Below are 16,671 nucleotides of genomic sequence, written 5' to 3'. Positions count from 1 at the left end.
ATAAAGATTATGAGATAGACATGGGTTCGTTTCCTTATCCATGGGGCAAAATGCGGCCGACGGCTTGGCGCAATGCCCTGAAGCACCAACTGAACGAAATCGCGTCGTTGAAGATAGATGCGACGACGGCCTACCGACGCGTCGTTGGGGAACTCGAACGCAAGGATCAGGTGATCCGCCAGCAGCTTGAGTTCCTTGACAAGGTAACGTCTGGTGGAAAATACAACAGCCAAGTCGCTGAGGATCTCTTACGGGACTACCGTCACGTCTTGCTGCCGAACGACCAAACAGAAGTTCATGATCGGTCTGATCCTCACCGTCTGCGCAAGTCGCGAGCGAAGGTTCGTGTGACGAAAAATTCGGTCATGGACATTATGCGTGGAGTGAGCCCGCCGGATTCCGGCGCAGGCGGTGATCATATCGTAATTCACACGGCCTCAGAATCGCCTCTCGGTCTTGAGCAGCCCATTCCCGCCGGCCAACAATCTGACAACAATGGTCTGGATCAGAAGCATCCGACGTTCGAATCTTCCGACAGCGGCGAGGCAGCTTTAGAGGCCGAACGTCAGGAGCAAGTTGAGAAAGTCGCACGTCAAAATGCGTTTGTGAGCTTCGAGGGCGAGGCAACCGAGGAGTGCAAGCAAATGTGCGAAGGCAGAAGATGCTATGACTTTTCGGATCCGTGCGATGAGGAAAGATTCCCGTTAGAGCTGACTTCACTCTACCCGAATTTTGAAAAGACTTTTAACCTCACAGCATTGGTCCTCATCGAGGATATGCCTGAAGATGACTATAAGGCATGGGTAAAAGTGGTAAGATACGGCCACCTACCGGAGGACGAACAGGAAGAGAAGCTGTGTGATGCCATGACGCCGTATCGTGATATGAAGAGCTTTATCAAAAACGGAAAAAATTTTATCTGGAAAGATATCCAGCGCGAACACGCTCGGAGAACAATATGGCCGTGGATTCGCTTGCGGTTTGAGTTTGTCGACACGCTGATGCTCGATCGGGCAAGCAATAGTTTTACCGAAGATGACTTGGATGCCTTGGCGAAATTCGACTATATGGTCGAGGGCCAAGCGAGCGCTGATCAGCGACGCCAGTATGCTCAGATCATCGATTTACTGCAATGGCCAAAGGAGACGTCACGTCGTGAGCTTATCTTGAGAGCCGACCCTGCATATGATCTTGACCTCCTTTATGACTATGACTCACTGCTCGACTACTCATCCGACGCCGGCCCGGCGAAAAACATCCCCGTATGGAGAAGAATGCGGGAGCCGAGGCCATCCAGCGTCGATGATGCACTTATACGGCTATACGAGAGATCGGGAGAAGCACGGTTGGTTTGACAACTGCTCTTGAAGCTGACGCGCCTTGGTAGATATCCTCAAACGGGTATCTACTCTCATGGCGACCGACTTTCTTCCCTTACCACCGCTTGCAAACAAACGCACAAAAATCCGATAGCACTTGAGCGCGGAATCGGTACCTTTACATCTCTGGAGGGATGCGACATGCCCGACCAAGTTCGACCTATAAGCAACGAGGACCTGTTGGAGGCTGGGGTCACTGCCATCGGCTCGTGGCGGGCGCAGGGATCCGGCCCCATCCAGAACTCCACGCCGCTCCACGGTCAATTTTCAGGCTTCCTCGATTGAGGGGCCCAGATTCCCAGTCCTACGCTTCGCTCCTGCCTTTGGGCCCTAATCCAACCTTCGCGCAGACGAAAATCCTCTGCGACCGCCTTGAATCGGCGAACCTCCTCTTGCTGCTTCCTGCGCTGCCGCTCCTCCTCGGCGAGCATTGATGGTGTCGGAATGATGAGCCGGGATTTATCCGTCGAGCTGTGGCAGTTCCGACCTGTGGATATGGAAAAGGCAGGACCGCCGTAACGGGTTGATGTCTGGAGTGTTACCCGATCACGCCCAGGTTTACATACTTCACCTCGGGGGCCAAACGTAAGCGTTCCAGGCCGGGCTCTGTTCGGGCCTTGCTTTCTCGAGCGACAAAAAGAACATAAAAACCCGACGCGGACGCTGAATGTGAATGACGGTGGACTGCGGTTCTCAGAGACCCTCATGCTTTGAGAATTTCGTAACAACCCTCACAATATCTCGGCGGTTGATCCTGCTAGCGATCCACACGCTGCCATCAGAGCTCTTCTCGTCGAGCAGGACATTCCTGAGCAGCGGATCGGATGATTGGCCTCGGCCTTGTTATTCGGGTATGTCCGCAGACGTATCGGTGTTAACCCCGCACAGTCCTTCTGAAGCAGGCGTTCTGGAGGTTGAATCTCAGCCTTATGGTCATTCGAGGCGATCCCGCCGGATGGTGGCTCCCGAGATCGCTGACAGATCACTGAAGTCGTTAGGGCCGACATGCCGATTGGTGGCCAGGGCGACAGATTGGCCGGTGTACTGACAGCATTGGCGATGCTCCCCTTCAACGACCATATCCAGATCGGAGAAGATGTAGGCAGGAACGTCATGCCAAGGCGGGTGCCTCGCTCGGGTGAAGACTCCTAGACGGTCAGGACAGTCGATCCGGTGGTTTTGCGCGCTTGCAGATCCTGATGGGCCCTGGCCGCATCCCGCAGCGGATACGACTGGTTGACCTCGATCTTGACCTTGCCCGAGAGCACGACGTCGAACAGGTCGCGGCTGATGGCCAGCAGATCGGCCCGCGTGTCTGCATAGGTCCGCAAGGTGGGACGCGTCACGTAGAGCGAGCCCTTCTGGGCCAGCATCCCTAGATCGACCGGTTCAACCGCGCCGGAGGACTGCCCGAAGAGCACCAGAAGCCCTCGCGGGGCAAGACAGTCCAGCGAGGCGGAGAACGTGTCCTTGCCGACCGAGTCGTAGACCACCGGAACCATCCTGCCGCTCGTGATCTCCCTCACCCGCTCGACGAAGTTTTCACGCGCGTAGACGATGGGATGGTCGCAGCCATGAGTTCTGGCGAGTTCAGCCTTCTCGTCGCTGCCAACAGTGCCGATGACAGTCGCACCCAGCGCCTTGGCCCACTGGCAGGCGATGAGACCGACACCGCCGGCAGCGGCGTGGAACAGGATCGTGTCGCCTTCCTTGACCTTGTAGGTCTGCCGGAGAAGGTACTGCGCTGTCATCCCCTTGAGCATCATCGCAGCTGCCTGCTGATCCGAGATGCCGTCCGGCAGCACGACCAGACGATCCGCCAGCATGACGCGTTCTTCGGCGTAGGCTCCTTGGGGGCCTCCCGAATAAGCCACCCTATCGCCGACCTTCACGTCCGTGACACCGGGTCCGATCGCCTCAACCACGCCGGCCGCCTCAGTCCCGAGAGCGCTTGGCAGGGATGCGGGGTACAGGCCGGATCGCACATAGGTATCGACGTAGTTGAGACCGATGGCCGTGTGGCGGATACGGGCTTCTCCCGCTCCGGGCTCGCCGAGATCGACCTCTTCCCAGACGAGAACGTCAGGCCCTCCAGTCTCATGGAAGCGAATGGCGTGAGGCATGGTGCGATTCCTGTCCGTGATCGATCGTGGCCCTACCTTAGGAGGCAATGGACGGTCCGCAAGGGGGAGGACGAGCAGCCCCGTCTCGGAATTCCGGGAGCGGGCGTTTGAGCCTCTCGATCCCGGGCAAATTGCGTCGGGAGGGCTGACTAAGGATCTGCCGCCGTCATGCTTCCCTAGGTTCGAGCCTTGCCCGCAAGGCGGCGTTCTCCGCTTCCAAGTGGGCGATCCGATCCCGCATGGCCCCCAACCCCTCCTCGATCTGGGCGAGCGTGAAGCGTGGCGTGATATGTTGCGGGCAGTTCCAGTCGAAAGCTTTGAGATGGAAGACGAAGGCGCGCTCGACCTTGGCCTTATATTCGGGATGGCTGAGTTCAACCGCCAGGTCTGGCGCATTCGCAAGGTCGACCACCTCGACGCGGGCGTAGACCTTCAGCCGTTGCCGACCGTCAGCCGGAAGGTGGGCGAACTGGAGGCCCGTCTCGGCACGCCATTGCTCATTCGCACGACCCGCAGGTTGAGCCTGACCGAGGCCGGCACGGCCTATGTCGCTGCCGTCAGGCGCATTCTGGAGGAGGTCAATGAGGCCGAGCGGATGGCGGCGGGGGAATTCATCACGCCCCGAGGCGAGCTTGTCCTGACGGCACCGGTGTTGTTCGGCCGTCTTCACTTGCTTCCTCTTGTGACGGAGTTCCTTGATGCGTATCCCGAGATCGATGTGCGGCTGGTCCTGTCGGACCGGAACCTTCACCTGATCGACGATCACGTCGACATAGCGGTGCGCATCAGTCCGCTTCCGGACAGCAGCATGATCGCGACCCGGGTCGGCAGCATGAGGACGGTGGTCTGTGCCAGTCCTCGGCTCCTTAGCATTCATGGGTATCCGAAGACACCGGATGAGCTGGCCGGCATGCCATGTGTAGGCTTCGACATGCTTGCAGCCCGGTCCAATTGGGTCTTCCAGGGCCGAGGTGCCAAAGCCGCCATTCAGGTAAAGGTGCGACCGCGTCTGATCATATCGACGGCTGAGGCGGCGGTGTGGGCCGCGGTGCAAGGCGTGGGCGTCACCCGGGTGCTGCACTACCAGTGCGCGCAGGCTGTTTCGGATGGGAAGCTCGAGATCGTACTGCCGGCGTACGAGCCGGCCCCGCTGCCGATCCATCTACTCCATGCCGAACGCGGTACACTGCCGCTGAAGATGCGGGTTTTTCTCGACTTCGCCGCACCCCGATTGCGCGAGCGGCTGGACCACCTTTCATAGAATAACCGGGAACGACTGCAACGACTGTCGAGCCATGACGATCCACACCGCGTCGGGCGGCGACGTTGATGGCCTTTAAGGAGGTGATGGGTACCCAAAGATTGCTGCCCTTGGACACTGGGCTCAGGATTGCCGAAACCAGATGGTCCTCCTCCTTCCCTGCCAGTCTCGTTGATCGTCCCATTTTGCCGGCCTCCCGCCCCGGCAAGTGATCCACGGGCCATGAAGTTCAGAAGGCCACTGTTTGGCATGTGAGCCGAGACGGCCAGGTGCCACCTCCTTGCCCTGGTGCAACTCCTGCGCACGAGGGACTTTCACCGGCGGCTCTTGTCACCCTAATTAGAAACCACTGACGGCTGGCCGCGAGGATATGGTCACTGTCGTTCTCGCTGCAGTCAGACCCGCTTGGCCCGTTCCGGGAGACGCCCCTGATGTGCGGAACGGCAACGCCGCATGCACACACGGGATCGCGGTTCTGTCCCGCTGTGCGGTTTCACAGGGGATGGCAGGCGGGACGACTGCACCACCGGGTGCCTTGATTGTTTCAGTTGAGAGGAAGTCACGCCCGGCATTGGTCGATAACAGCCAGCCGTGCTGTGAAACGATTGCGTCCCTGCCGGTTGCACTCGGCTCGCACGCAATTGCCCATCCCATCCGTCCTTATGCAAGCCGCCCGGCCTCATCGCTTGCACACATGCGCTCCAGCTACGGGCAGGACAAGCCCGCAATGATCAACGCAGTGCAAGTCGTCGTGCCTCAAATTTTTCAGTGAATTTGCTGTATTCGAGAGCGATGCTTCGTATTCTATGACTCAGAATGCGCACTGCAACCGCGATAACCCTATCGCTTTCACTACAAAATATCGACTACTTTGGCAAAATCTCTAGATGACAAGACATTCTCGCTGAGCTAGAATTTAATTATCGCCGAATATTAATCCTTAGTGTGTTTATAAATTAATTTTCTCACCCTTCACTTGGCATCTCTTGATCGGTCCTGCCGAGCAGCGAGAGCGTCTCATCGGAATCCTCTAGTTGGAGCCACCTATGTTTCACGCGTCGGTCGGGGTTAAGGTCATGCGCACCAGGGGATATGTCAGAACCCAGGTCAAACATGCCTTGCGCGAGGGTGACGCCAGCGCCTCGGTGCGGCCCGGTGCAGTTCCGATGGCAGGATGGGCTTGCAGCGCGGTGATCCCGGAGCGGCCGCGCGATTACGACGCTGCCTTTAAAGCCGCCCCCAAGCACTTCGGCGCTCGCTACCGGAAGGGTGCGCCTCTTGGTGTGAATTTACAGCTCAATGTGGCGCCGGGATGGATCAGAGAAGTCGGGGATCTGCACGATGAGCGGAACGAACGCAACCGACTTCTCTATCAAGCGGCGCTAGATTTCGTTCAAGACGTCAAGGGTGTGGTAGCAGCCAGGATGGATCTCGACGAGGAAGGCGGTGGTGTGGTCGACATCTACCTCGCACCGGTTTTCCCCCGCACCAACCGTCTTCGGAAAGACGGGAGCCGAGGGTCGGAGATCCTTGAGATCTCCGTGAGCAAGCTCAACGCCTTCTGGCGGGAGCAGAGTGGCGAAAAGACGGGTTATTCCGGTGTACAGACTCTATGGGCTGCGTATTGCGCCAAACATCTCGATCCACGCATCCAGCGTGGTGACCGGAAGAGCGAGACTGGGCGAGAGAACCTCACAGTGCCCGCATTCAAGGCTGAGGCCGCCTATGCCAAGGCCTTGGTGGCAGAGGCCGAGACGATCATGGAGCAGGCCCGCCGGGACAAGGCGGAGGTGGAGAAGGAACGCCAGAGGCTCACCGATGAGGCTCAGGCAATCATGACCCACGCTCACGAACTGGAACGAGAACGAAACCTTTTGCACGCAGAAATCCAGATGTCCGAGGATGCCTATGAGTTGGCTCAAGCCGGTCTCAAGAAAACCGAGACGAAGCTAACAGACAGACTCCGCCGGCTGGATGAGGAGGACGAGCGCCTCACGACTGCGCGGCACGAACTCGCCAGCACGGAAGCGCAACTCCGACGCGACCAAGTGGATCTCGCTGAGAAGAAGCAGAAACTTAAAGCGGAAGAAGAGCGTCTGGCCCGGGAGCGAATAGAGCACGCAACTAAGATACGTGAAGCGGACCAGCTCATTGAAAATCTCCGCGCTGACCTGGAAACAGAACAAAGCGACGTGAGAAAGCTGAGGAACGAATTGACGAGCGCGCGCGCCGCAGTTGATCAAGATCGGCGGCAACTGGAAACCACGAAGGCAGAAGTAGCTCGCGATCACATTAATCTCATAGCTGAGAGAAAGGCGATTGCTCAGGAGCGCGAGAAAGTGGATCAGCAATCCAATGCTCAGGCCAAGTGGGCAGAGGCGCTGGAGATGGGTGTCGACAGAATTTTCAGAGGACAGATCCCATCGAAGGACGTTCTTAAGCAACAGCTTGAGTTGCAGCCTGCAATGGATCCGCTCCTTCTCGCATTCGACAGCTTTCTGAAGCTACACCAGATTGCCGCGCAGACATTAACAGAACAGAGCGCGGCAAAACGTAAACTCCAGGAAGCAAAGCAACTCTTTGCCAACTTAGCTGAGGGCGAGGCGCAGGTTGAAAAGCAAATGGGAATTCTGTCCAACGCACTTAACCGGATCGGGTAGATTCAGCAGCAACTCTCACGAGAAGGCCAGGAGAAGTTCATTGAAGCGCAAAGTGGTTTCGAGCAAGTCAAAGTTATCAGGCAGCGGCCTAACAAGAAGCCCGGCCAGGGTCTGGAAATATGATCACCTCATTGAGGCCGCGAATTGCGGAGGCGAATGATGACTAGTGAGCCCGCCCATGTGTCTTATGGAAGGCCTCAGTTGCTGCAAGAACGTCAAGTGATAGAAGGCAAAGTATTATATCCGCTCGAAGCATCTTTTCCGATGCAGCCTGAGGCGCTTGAGCGTCTTGCAGATCACCGCGGCTCGCCTTTGCGGCCGAATCGTAGGGTCATTCACAATCTGTGCAACTTACAATCCGAGATCTCGAGCTCGAAAATGATCAGATTTCCTCGCCATGAGTGCGGCTTAAGTATCTGTTTCGAACGCAATATAGATATCGACCCAAACGAATTAGTCGTCGCCAATGACCGCAATTTGACCGGTTTGGTATGGGTCAGTCGAGAGGAACACCAAAGAGCAGTCGAAACTCGTTCCAAGTGGTGGATTAGCATAAGGCTGGAGGACGGGCTGCCTCGCGAATTAGCCGCCTCCAGCTTCAACGCACTTATTGATTTCTTTGACGAAGACGGGACATGCGCATCCTATGGCACTGCGAGCCAGTTCCCTGATGACATGGACTTCATCGTAATCACGCATCACCCAGTCCCGCGGAACTCTTCAGGGAAAAAGAAACGCCCGGTTGAGAAAATGGTCGATCTGTTCCGCGGTAAATGGGTCAGTGACGAGCAGCGCCAGAAAGCAATCGAACTTACCTCAATTTGGACGATAGCAATCCGTGGGCCGCGCATCCGCTCGTTTGTACTGGCTGCCGCTGAATGGGATGTTTTAATTGAGGCAGCCAATGCGGCTGTCAACGAGAAGCGCGCCGTGAAGAAGCGGTCGTCCTCTGCACGCCGTCCAACGCGGCGCCGGCCTCCAGTCCAAGGGGATAGCTCCGAAAAAGCCGTTCCACCCTCACAGGGACGCAGCAGAAACAATCGGAGAAACTTACTTCGGCGCATCTGGGAAGGGTTACAGGCATTCGCGCAAGCTGTGCGGTGATGGCTGAGATCAGCCAGTACCGACTATTCTCGGAAACCAAAATGGACGGCCCGCGGGCGCGACAAACCTACCAATTCGGCTCCAGCGGGCTCAGCCTTTCCTTATTAAGAAGCTGGCCCGCCACCGACTGTGCGATTAGCCGCTCCCTGCTTGTCACCCTTCCGGCGTCTTCCAGGGCGCATACGAAATGTAGGCCAAGCGGATGAACAGCAACGTCAACATCTTCTGAACGGAAATCTCCATCGCTTTTGGCTCGCCTGTCTCAGCCTCGTAAAGGAGCTGACAACTCTGACCGGACAAGTCCTCGCGGGTGGCGATCCACATGAGCTCGATCACAATCTGGCCGGGCGTATGAGTAAGCACATAGCCTCCGATTCTGTAGGACATCGGGGCATTCCAGGATACCCGACGTTCCTTACCCTCTTCATCCAGCTCCACGTCGCCGACCCCGGCAGCCCGCCCGCGCAGGCCAGGCCCGCGGCCTTGGAACAGGCCGGTGAACGAGAACCGCCGCCGGGGCGTGACCGGAATCAGCGTGATCAAGCGCCGCGCATTCTCACGGGAAAACGTCGCCCCATCCATCGTCAGACGGTCCAACAACCCATGCGCCTCGAGCCGCGCCTCCATCGGAAGGTCTTGATTTCCTGCACCCTTACTCACCTTTCGCCTCCTCATCAGAAGAGGTAGCCGGCTGCGCATCGGCTGATGTGTCTGTCGCTTCCTGTGTTGATAGCTCGCCGGCCGGGATGACCTTGATCATCTCCTCGCCCAGCACCAGCCGCACCGTGTGAGCGCCCGCAGCTTTCGCCTGCGCCAACCGCGCATCGAGCCTTTCGCGCGGCAATAAGGCATCCTCGATACGGGGCTCGACCGATGGGTCCATGGAATGAGCCAGGATCCGACCATCGATCCCGCCTTGCTCCAGAACAAGGCCATGCGAGGCAACCTGCTCGGCAAAGCTGCGGCAGTGCTCCAGGACTGCCTCGCCCGGGGTGAGAGCTTTCAGGGCAAACGCGGTATCGATGCACTTGAGGAGTGAAGCCGGGAAGCCGGCATCGACGAGGAGCTTCAGGCATGCCACATGCAGTTTGTCGGGATCCGGCTCGCTGCGGGCGATCCGTCCGATCTCCTCCTGCGCAACCTCGGTGGTCAGGACGAAGATCGCCTCGGCCAGAGAAATCCTTTCGCCAGCGTCTTCGTCCACGAAGCCTTGGTTCCAGGAGCTCTGGAGGGTCTTGACGAGGTTAGGGTGGGCCTTGTCGATATCCTGCAATACGAACACGGCAGCCGGATTCTCCCTCACCATGCGCAGCAGAGAGCGGACTTCAGTTCCACCGGAGTCCGGTGCAAAAATATGGGCCAGATCCTCGCCATGACTGGAGGCCAGTTCATACAGTCCGCCGGTATGACGAAAGCTAGCGGCAAGGCCCAAAGGCAGCCCGAGATGGTCGTCGTCGACGTTGGGTCCTACGACGAGGAACACGCCAGGCCTGTGTTGCTGCGGGCTGAGGGCGAGGTGCCGGCAGATCTCGGCCGCAAAGGCCGCGACAGCAGCATCCTGGCCGATGAGTTGCCTTTGTGTTTGGGTGACGAGTTCGCGTATGGCCTCGTCAACGGTGAGGGAACGTGTCGACATGAAGTGTGTCTCGTGGGGAAAGGGTGATGGGACGGTAGCTGGCGCTTTTGTGACGCAGACCAGCCTGTTGCAGGGCGCGACGCTGTCAGCCTCTCCAAGGCCGCACCGTTGTGGCTCGGCCTCAAGCGAAGCGTGCTTGTCCTTTTGCGGGATTTGCCTTGTCTTGCCCTACACTGATCCAGGTGCCTTCCCATCGTTCTTCCTTGGGATTGTATCTTCTGGGGTCTTCCTCCTTCCCCTTCCTCACTGGCGCCAACTGCGCCATGGTCCGCACAATGCGTTGTTAAAACCGGCATCGCAGGCGTCTCAGCTGAGACGCCTCTTGGTCGGGGCATGCCATTCAATCTGTGATAGGATGATCGCCTGCCCGACGGATGCGATCACTGAGCATCAATTAAGGAATGGCTCGCGATTCAGGTGTTCCGCACCTAGCAATTGCGATGCTGTTGGTGGTGAAGCCAGGTTTCCCAGGGCCTCGCTTGCCTTGTTTGCTGCAGATTGGATTTTAACAATCTGCCAGCCCCTGCTGACCACACGTCAACACGTCCAATGAAAAGCCATAAGCCATTTCAGGCCGATTGATCCATTAATAGAACTCGAACATCAAAGAATAATCCAACCATGACGGAGTAAATTTCGTGTAACAACACTTTTGACAAGAAGTCTCTGGCCGTAGATCAAGCTTGTGGCTGCGGACTTTAGAGTGGCTGACTTCCCGATCATTCAGCGCCCGGACCCGGTCTGCGGCTTTCCTGGCGGTGACTGGAAAGACGAAGTGCCTGGATGCGCCCCTTCCTTGAGAACGAAGTAGGTGTTGATCAGCGCCACGATCCTTCGGCCCAGTGCCTGATCCTCGTCGTCGTTCTCCGTGTCGAGGATCTCGAGCCGGATGTCGAAATCAGGGTCGCAAATGAGAATGGCCGGATCCTCCTCGTCGGATCCCCGGCACTGCAGGAACCAGCCCTCATTCGGGTTCGGGTCTTCTGGACGGAGATCCGCATTCAGACTCTCGACGATGCACCGAGCGAGATGATCGTTGATCCGCGTGCCATTGTCATCGCCGAAGATGATCCGGGGCTCGCCGTGAGGATCCCTGATGACATGCCGGCGCTCGTTTCCAGGACGGGCGATGAAGAGGGTCCAGTGTGACGATGGGCTCATAGGCTACTCTTTGACTGACGACGAGTAGTAACGGACTATGCCACGCCTATGGCAAACATCGATCCGCCCTAGGATCAATCTTTGACCATTCCAATTGAGATGTCGAGCCAGACGCTGGATGGCAAAAGCTGACGGTACGCCTGGGACAGCGCAGCGTATTTTGTTCAAGTCGTCCGTAAACTTATTTTGTCATCACGGACGTAGTCGGCATCCAAGGTGCCGAATTGCTGGATTGAGGTGGCCACGTAACCTGCGAGGGTTTTGATTGCGAACATCACGAGCAATTCTCGATTGATCGAGGTCGACGGAGATCATGTTTCCATCCTTGGTAAGGTTGGCACAGGGGTCGAGAGGTTCTTCCGTTCGTTGTAGCCTGACATCCGACTTGCAGGTCCAATACCCGAAAGTCTACAAACGAGCTGTGACAAGGCCAAGTCGTCTCGCTTTGAGCTCGTATCCTTACTGGTAGTCATTGACACCTTCTGCAGCCCGAATGACCTCTTCGATGTGCCCTGACCGCAGTCGGTCGATCGGTGCCGCGCTATCGGTGTACGGATTGGGCGTGACCAGCCACTCCCACGCCTCCTCCGGTGATGGGAAATATCCGGCAACCCGATCAAGTCCTTCGACCGGTCGGGAATGATCAAACTGGCGCGCCGGATAGACGAACCCATGGGCGTCTTTGCGGAAGGCAATGACCGTCCCGCTCTCTCGCCAACTTTCGAGCGTCGCGGCGGAGATACCGAGCTTCTCCACCATGCGGTCAGCAGCCAGGAGTTCGGATGCTGCCCAATCCGTCGAGTCATCATCGACTGTGATTTCGTCCAGCAGCGCTGCACCCTGTTCCAGGCTGACCAATGGCCCAAGGCCGGATCCCTGGATGAAGAGTACGCCGTTCCTGGGAGCGCCGAGCGGTCTGTCCAAAGGCCGAGGGCCGTATTCCACTTCCCGAGATGCCTCATGGTCAAGATCTGCAAGATCATCTGCAAGGAGGGCTGTATTGCCGCCAGGGGTCTCCTCTGTTGACAGAACCCGCCTCGGATCCTGTCCTTCATGGTCCCGAGCAATGTCGATGACGTCCTCGAGGCGCCCTGCTCTCAGAGCCTCAAGCGGGGAAATCCCTTCCAGCGCATCATCCGGGACCAGGAGCCATTCAAGCCGCTTCCAATCGGCCCGGATCGGCATCACGGCCAAGACCTTGGAGAGTCCCGTCACGATTCCGTCCGGCGTGAACTGACAGGCCGGATAGCGGTAGCCTTCTACTGTTTCGACAGCGATAAGCTCGCCCGTCTTACGCCTCTCCTCAATCAGCGGCTCGGGGATTTTGAGGATCGCGGCGACGTACGAGGGCATGTAGAGCCCACCAGCCAATTTGACCAACTCGGCTTTCCGTACCTCACCGGCCGCTGTCAGTTCGGCTATCGTTGACACGGTCATGTCAGTACGATCCTCCGTTGATCTCACTGATCCGCGAATTTTGTCGATGCCATGTGTGTCTCCAATGACTTTCCGATTGTTCACTGGCGGTCTGGCAAGCGGATCACCGATGCACTTAGCGATAGTCACTCATCTGCTCTCATACGTACACTCCATACTCGATCTGACCCAGTAGCGTGAGGACCCTACCTATCTTCCCTTGCGCAATAAGGTCCAGCGGCGTGGCTTGCAGGACCTGATTATGCTCGACTAACCAGATGAGGCCCTGCTCACCGAAGACCTCTTGTGCCTTTCCGATAACCGCGGCGATCTCGGGATCGGTCCCTTTGAGGGATCTTAGCCGCTCGATTTGACGCTCGAGACGGGCGATGACCCGCTCAATGAAGTGGTCGGTGTTTGCCGCAGTGTAGGGCCTGAAGTCTCGATCCGGTTCAATGGGCGGCATGTGGTCTCCCCCGCGAAGGAACTTCAGGAGCATGAACTCGCCTGCCTCCGTCGCCATGAGCTCGACCGGCGAACGCCCGCCGAACCACTGGTGAGGCCTCGTCAGGAAGTCCTCAGGGTCATCGTAAAGATCAGCAATCAGGGTGCGGATCTCGTCGGCCATCTCTGTCATGGACGAGAGTCTAGCATCACGGCTGATTACGGCCAATTCGGTTGGAGGCTGCGATTGCCATCGTGCTGACGTGAAACATAATCCCGATCATGGGTATGGGGTTCTCTGTCGAGCGGTCATGGCCTCCACCGAGCCTTATCAGGACATCATGGCGGCGATCGAACGCCACTGGACGATCCATGCGCTCCGGCGGTTTCGCGAGCGCTACAATCTCGACGATTATGAACCAGACTCTTTGATCGACCTCGTTGATCGGATCGAGCTCAAGTACCGAGCTGCTTTTGCGAGTCCGTATTGGGACCCCTACCCTAGGGTCATGGTCATCGCCAAACTGACACGCCGCAATCTCTCAGCATCCCCGAAGGTCAGGATCGTCTACCAGCGACGAGAACAGATGATTGTGACGGTGCTCCCGCTGAAGCAGGACCCGAACCGCCGAAACAAGCTCAAGACCCTCAGAGTATGAAACCAGTCGTGTTGGTCGAGCTCTGCCGAGAATTTAGATCATGGCAGGTGGGTTCTGCGGAGTTTTGACAAGAAGCCCGTAACGGATGCCGTGCCATGTTGCTCCCGATCGGGAGGATTTCATGCGGAGCAATCAACGGCTGGCCCAGCTCTGGCTCGATGCCTTGGCAACCGAACTCGGGGCCTCGGTAGGTACCATTGCCACCTACACCGACGATCTCAACTGTTATCTTTCCTGGCTCGACGAGAACAGCCTCGGCCTGGACGATGTCGGCCTGGAGCAGATCCGGGACTACATCGCTGGTCTCGATGGGCGCGGCTACGCGGGCTCGACCATCGCCCGCAGGATCACGGTGGCGCGCGGCCTGCACAAGTTCCTGATCGCCGAGGAACTCGGCTCGCGCGATCCCACCGCCCATCTGTCGGCCATGAAGCGGTCGCGCAAGCTGCCCTTCGTCCTGTCGATCACCGAGACGGAAGCGCTGCTCGAGACGGCGCATCGGCTGGCAGCCGATCCCTTGGTCGGCCTCTACCGGCAGGCTGGCTATGCCCGCCGGGCGGCCCTGTTCGAGACCCTCTATGCCTCAGGCATGCGCATCAGCGAGGCCCTGTCCCTGCCCGCCGATGCCGCGCCTCCCGGCACCCGCATGTTGCTGGTGCGCGGCAAGGGCGACAAGCAGCGCCTCGTGCCCCTGCACGACGGAGCCATCGCGGCCATCGCCCTGTGGCAGAAGCTCGCCGGCGCCTATTCCGGCGGAGCGCCCTCCCCCTGGCTGTTCCACCCGGTGCGCAATGGAGTCAAGGCTCTGACGCGCCAGGCGGCCCTGCTCGAGATCAAGGAAGCGGCGGTGGCGGCAGGGCTGGCCAGCCCTGAGCGGGTGTCACCGCACGTGCTGCGCCATGCCTTTGCCACCCACATGCATTCCGGCGGTACCGACCTGCGCGTGCTGCAGGAGCTGCTCGGCCACGCCGGCATCGAGACCACCCAGATCTACACCCATCTCGACACCTCGCGCCTGCACCAGATGGTCCGCGACCTCCACCCGCTCAACGAAGAACTGGAAATTTGAGGATCCGGGCAGCCGATCTCACCGATCAGGTGTTGGAATTTGGGAGTTCGTACCAATTCGGACCTGCCACCGAGTTCAGGATCTCAGCCGATGAATGACCTGTTGCTGCCAGGCACGATGAAAATTCTGCTGATCGTGTATCACTCGATGACCGGTGGTACCCGCCAGATGGTTGAAGCCGCTGCCCGTGGAGCAGCGTCGGAGTCAACCGTCCGCGTCCGCCTGCTTCCGGCACCGGTCGCGCAGGCTTCTGATGTTCTCGAAGCGGATGGCTATATTTTCGGCACTCCCGAAAATCTGGCAGCCATGGCCGGGCTGATGAAGGACTTCTTCGATCGAACGTACTATCCGGCGCTCGATCGGATCAGCGGGCGCCCCTACGCGATGCTGATCTGCGCCGGAAGCGACGGTCACAGCGCAGCACGTCAGCTTGCGCGGATTGCGACCGGGTGGCGGCTCAAGGCCATTGCTGATCCGCTGATTGTCTGCACGCACGCGCAGACGCCAGAAGCGATCTTGGCCCCTAAAGTCATAGGCCCAGACGATCTGAAGCGCTGCGAGGAACTCGGGGCCGCACTCGCGGCGGGCATGAGTATTGGAATGTTCTAGACGGCAAGATAGTGCGTTATGAACATGATAGAATGGCAGGCGCCACTCGTCAGCAAGCAGACTCTTTGTTGCCACGGCATAGCTGGTCAGCCTCTGCATCTCCGATTTCAGAGGAAGAGATCGCGCACACAACCTGCAACTATCAGGTCGACCCATTTCTGAGCTGGTAGCCACGCCTCCGCTTTCGCTGAAGCCACGTTTCAAGAGCCTCCACCGCGCATGATTGGTTGTCATGAAGCTCTATCCTCCTTTGCCCCGGATATCCGATACGGCCCCACTCGCGGATCAGCGTGGGGTTGCCAAACAGGCTGGGCTCGATCGCTAAGACATAGTAGCGAGCCATGTTGCAGGCGGGTTCAACCCTGTCGAGGACCAGGTACTGTATCGTGTCGTCGGACATGCCTCCATGTTGCGCAGGGCGCGAAGTGAGGTCCAATCAAAGTGATGAATCCATTGCGCCGCAACGATTCAAATCCGTGATGTACCAAACCATCGAAATGTCAGCGCAGCAACTCACAGGGCATATTCGCTCGTCTCGTGCCTGGCTTCTCCCCTCCCCTCATCCACGTCGTTATTGTCTCCCCTGAGGGAGGTTCCGTGCAGCCTTTTCGAGCGCCATGACACGCTCCTCGAGAGCACCGATCGACGTCAGTGTGTAGGCCAAGCTGCCGGCCGCCAGCCCCGCGGCAACAATAGCGGTGATCAGGGAGCCGGTCTCAACGGCTTTGTCCCCGACCCGGGTCCGCTGCAGAGCCTTCTTCAGGTACCGCTCGAAGATCACGTAGAGGACGAGCCCGCCTACGACGGTTGAAATCAACACCATACCTTTGCCTCCTTGTTCTCCGTCCTACGCGGACAGCTCTCCTGTGATGAGCGAACTGACCATTCCAACGTTGCCCACCGGACACTCGGCGCAAGCCAGTTATCGGTGCGCGCAGGATCCCCTCCCCTCACGACATCCTGCGTCTTCGCATGGCCAGGAGCTCGACGCCCAGGTCGATGCGGCCGGCTTTGACCAGGCGCGCCATGGCGCGGAAATAGCCGCCCGGGTTCTTGATCCGGCCCTCGCCGCGCGAGACGTCGTCGTCGTAGAGCTGCAGCACGTAGATCACCGTCACCGCGGCCCGCACCAGGCCGATCTCGGCCACGG

General features: G+C 58.4%; 15 protein-coding genes and 1 pseudogene. 7 read left to right on the top strand and 9 right to left on the bottom strand.

What is annotated here, in order from left to right; translation table 11 throughout:
• Window positions 1–20 precede the first annotated feature (20 nt).
• On the top strand, window positions 21–1,355 hold the full coding sequence (locus tag JKL46_RS24990) for a hypothetical protein (protein WP_201838463.1): 1,335 nt from the start codon (window positions 21–23) through the stop codon (window positions 1,353–1,355).
• Between the two features lie 1,172 nt (window positions 1,356–2,527).
• On the opposite strand, the gene JKL46_RS24985 is transcribed toward JKL46_RS24990, so the two are convergent.
• The gene (locus tag JKL46_RS24985; protein WP_201838462.1) at window positions 2,528–3,502 is read right to left on the bottom strand and encodes a quinone oxidoreductase family protein; all 975 of its coding nucleotides are present in this window, start codon (window positions 3,500–3,502) and stop codon (window positions 2,528–2,530) included.
• A 322-nt stretch (window positions 3,503–3,824) separates the two neighbouring features.
• Here JKL46_RS24985 and JKL46_RS24980 point away from each other — a divergent pair, with 322 nt between their 5' ends.
• The 3 genes from JKL46_RS24980 (at window position 3,825) to JKL46_RS24970 (ending at window position 8,527) form a co-directional block, all read left to right on the top strand.
• Entirely contained in the window at window positions 3,825–4,763 is a 939-nt protein-coding gene (locus JKL46_RS24980) for a LysR substrate-binding domain-containing protein (protein WP_246529510.1), read from the top strand.
• A 1,046-nt stretch (window positions 4,764–5,809) separates the two neighbouring features.
• Complete coding sequence (locus tag JKL46_RS24975) at window positions 5,810–7,423, top strand: coiled-coil domain-containing protein (protein WP_201838461.1); 1,614 nt, start codon at window positions 5,810–5,812, stop codon at window positions 7,421–7,423.
• 201 nt (window positions 7,424–7,624) lie between these two features.
• Complete coding sequence (locus tag JKL46_RS24970; protein ID WP_201838460.1) at window positions 7,625–8,527, top strand: hypothetical protein; 903 nt, start codon at window positions 7,625–7,627, stop codon at window positions 8,525–8,527.
• 153 nt (window positions 8,528–8,680) lie between these two features.
• Here JKL46_RS24970 and JKL46_RS24965 read toward each other — a convergent pair whose 3' ends face one another.
• The 5 genes from JKL46_RS24965 to JKL46_RS24945 form a co-directional block, all read right to left on the bottom strand.
• On the bottom strand, window positions 8,681–9,154 hold the full coding sequence (locus JKL46_RS24965; RefSeq protein WP_201838459.1) for a hypothetical protein: 474 nt from the start codon (window positions 9,152–9,154) through the stop codon (window positions 8,681–8,683).
• Between the two features lie 25 nt (window positions 9,155–9,179).
• Complete coding sequence (locus JKL46_RS24960; RefSeq protein WP_201838458.1) at window positions 9,180–10,163, bottom strand: P-loop NTPase family protein; 984 nt, start codon at window positions 10,161–10,163, stop codon at window positions 9,180–9,182.
• A 723-nt stretch (window positions 10,164–10,886) separates the two neighbouring features.
• Window positions 10,887–11,324 carry a hypothetical protein gene (locus tag JKL46_RS24955; protein WP_201838457.1) on the bottom strand — a complete coding sequence of 146 codons (438 nt, stop codon included), beginning with the start codon at window positions 11,322–11,324 and terminating at the stop codon, window positions 10,887–10,889.
• Window positions 11,325–11,783: 459 nt separating this feature from the next.
• The gene (locus JKL46_RS24950) at window positions 11,784–12,761 is read right to left on the bottom strand and encodes an antitoxin Xre/MbcA/ParS-like domain-containing protein (protein WP_201838456.1); all 978 of its coding nucleotides are present in this window, start codon (window positions 12,759–12,761) and stop codon (window positions 11,784–11,786) included.
• Between the two features lie 139 nt (window positions 12,762–12,900).
• Window positions 12,901–13,377: an antitoxin Xre/MbcA/ParS toxin-binding domain-containing protein gene (locus tag JKL46_RS24945; protein WP_201838455.1), complete on the bottom strand. Its 477-nt coding sequence runs from the start codon at window positions 13,375–13,377 to the stop codon at window positions 12,901–12,903.
• 118 nt (window positions 13,378–13,495) lie between these two features.
• Between JKL46_RS24945 and JKL46_RS24940 the strand changes: the two genes are divergently transcribed.
• The 3 genes from JKL46_RS24940 (at window position 13,496) to JKL46_RS24930 (ending at window position 15,521) form a co-directional block, all read left to right on the top strand.
• Complete coding sequence (locus JKL46_RS24940) at window positions 13,496–13,843, top strand: hypothetical protein (protein ID WP_201838454.1); 348 nt, start codon at window positions 13,496–13,498, stop codon at window positions 13,841–13,843.
• Between the two features lie 121 nt (window positions 13,844–13,964).
• On the top strand, window positions 13,965–14,912 hold the full coding sequence (locus JKL46_RS24935; RefSeq protein WP_201838453.1) for a tyrosine-type recombinase/integrase: 948 nt from the start codon (window positions 13,965–13,967) through the stop codon (window positions 14,910–14,912).
• 90 nt (window positions 14,913–15,002) lie between these two features.
• Complete coding sequence (locus JKL46_RS24930; RefSeq protein WP_201838452.1) at window positions 15,003–15,521, top strand: flavodoxin family protein; 519 nt, start codon at window positions 15,003–15,005, stop codon at window positions 15,519–15,521.
• Window positions 15,522–15,663: 142 nt separating this feature from the next.
• Here JKL46_RS24930 and JKL46_RS24925 read toward each other — a convergent pair whose 3' ends face one another.
• From JKL46_RS24925 to JKL46_RS24915, 3 genes and pseudogenes are all read right to left on the bottom strand, one after another.
• A complete protein-coding gene (locus JKL46_RS24925) occupies window positions 15,664–15,921 on the bottom strand; it encodes a WGR domain-containing protein (protein ID WP_201838451.1) in 258 nt (85 codons plus the stop codon).
• A 171-nt stretch (window positions 15,922–16,092) separates the two neighbouring features.
• Window positions 16,093–16,344 (bottom strand): hypothetical protein, encoded by a 252-nt coding sequence (locus JKL46_RS24920; RefSeq protein ID WP_201838449.1) that lies wholly within the window; start codon window positions 16,342–16,344, stop codon window positions 16,093–16,095.
• Between the two features lie 127 nt (window positions 16,345–16,471).
• A pseudogene (locus JKL46_RS24915) lies at window positions 16,472–16,671 on the bottom strand (plasmid replication protein RepC); the annotation flags it as partial.

The sequence above is a fragment of the Microvirga zambiensis WSM3693 genome (genome assembly GCF_016735695.1).
Taxonomy (GTDB): Bacteria; Pseudomonadota; Alphaproteobacteria; order Rhizobiales; family Beijerinckiaceae; genus Microvirga; species Microvirga zambiensis.
The sequence above is the reverse complement of the archived record's forward strand: the minus strand, read 5'-3'. Positions and strand labels throughout refer to the sequence as shown.

Bases quoted from the DNA above. Each gene is read 5' to 3' on its own strand.
- JKL46_RS24960 (WP_201838458.1), bottom strand. From the start codon at position 10,163: ATGTCGACACGTTCCCTCACCGTTGACGAGGCCATACGCGAACTCGTC.
- JKL46_RS24950 (WP_201838456.1), bottom strand. From the start codon at position 12,761: ATGACCGTGTCAACGATAGCCGAACTGACAGCGGCCGGTGAGGTACGG.
- JKL46_RS24985 (WP_201838462.1), bottom strand. From the start codon at position 3,502: ATGCCTCACGCCATTCGCTTCCATGAGACTGGAGGGCCTGACGTTCTC.
- JKL46_RS24980 (WP_246529510.1), top strand. From the start codon at position 3,825: ATGGAAGACGAAGGCGCGCTCGACCTTGGCCTTATATTCGGGATGGCT.
- JKL46_RS24945 (WP_201838455.1), bottom strand. From the start codon at position 13,377: ATGACAGAGATGGCCGACGAGATCCGCACCCTGATTGCTGATCTTTAC.
- JKL46_RS24955 (WP_201838457.1), bottom strand. From the start codon at position 11,324: ATGAGCCCATCGTCACACTGGACCCTCTTCATCGCCCGTCCTGGAAAC.
- JKL46_RS24965 (WP_201838459.1), bottom strand. From the start codon at position 9,154: ATGGAGGCGCGGCTCGAGGCGCATGGGTTGTTGGACCGTCTGACGATG.
- JKL46_RS24940 (WP_201838454.1), top strand. From the start codon at position 13,496: ATGGCCTCCACCGAGCCTTATCAGGACATCATGGCGGCGATCGAACGC.
- JKL46_RS24920 (WP_201838449.1), bottom strand. From the start codon at position 16,344: ATGGTGTTGATTTCAACCGTCGTAGGCGGGCTCGTCCTCTACGTGATC.
- JKL46_RS24990 (WP_201838463.1), top strand. From the start codon at position 21: ATGGGTTCGTTTCCTTATCCATGGGGCAAAATGCGGCCGACGGCTTGG.
- JKL46_RS24975 (WP_201838461.1), top strand. From the start codon at position 5,810: ATGTTTCACGCGTCGGTCGGGGTTAAGGTCATGCGCACCAGGGGATAT.
- JKL46_RS24925 (WP_201838451.1), bottom strand. From the start codon at position 15,921: ATGTCCGACGACACGATACAGTACCTGGTCCTCGACAGGGTTGAACCC.
- JKL46_RS24930 (WP_201838452.1), top strand. From the start codon at position 15,003: ATGAATGACCTGTTGCTGCCAGGCACGATGAAAATTCTGCTGATCGTG.
- JKL46_RS24935 (WP_201838453.1), top strand. From the start codon at position 13,965: ATGCGGAGCAATCAACGGCTGGCCCAGCTCTGGCTCGATGCCTTGGCA.